The following is a 532-nucleotide window of genomic DNA, read 5'->3' on the forward strand; positions in this document are numbered from 1 at the left end:
GCCGTACTTGTCCACCGCCGCCAGGGTGTCGCCACCGCCCGCGATCGAAAAGGCATCGGACGCGGCGATGGCGCGCGCCAGCACTTCGGTGCCCTTGCCGAAGGCATCGAACTCGAACACGCCCACCGGGCCGTTCCAGATCACGCTGCCGGCCTGGGCGATCATCGCGGCATAGCGCGCCGCGGTGTCGGGCCCGATGTCGAGGATCATGTCCTCGGCCGTCACCTGGTCCACGGGCTTGATCGTGGCGGGTGCGTCGGCCGCGAAGGCCGGCGCGACCACCACGTCGCTCGGAATCGGGATCTCCGCGCCGCGCGCCTTGGCATCGGCGAGGATGGTGCGCGCGGTGTCGAGCAGGTCGTTCTCGCACAACGACTTGCCCACCGGCTTGCCGACTGCGGCGAGGAACGTATTGGCGATGCCGCCGCCGACAATGAGCTGGTCGACCTTGCCGAGCAGGCTCGAAAGCAGTTCCAGCTTGGTGCTGACCTTGCTGCCGGCGACGATCGCCAGCAAGGGTCGCTTCGGGTTC

The 532-nt window shown here is 68.8% G+C and carries 1 protein-coding gene; it reads right to left on the reverse strand.

The annotated features are described in order from the left end of the window. A partial coding sequence (gene pgk, locus ACMUOY_RS20930) for a phosphoglycerate kinase (protein WP_413894623.1) occupies positions 1-532 on the reverse strand: 532 nt, incomplete at both ends.

The organism is Candidatus Skiveiella danica (genome assembly GCF_022705245.1).
Classification (GTDB): domain Bacteria; phylum Pseudomonadota; class Gammaproteobacteria; order Burkholderiales; family Burkholderiaceae_C; genus Skiveiella; species Skiveiella danica.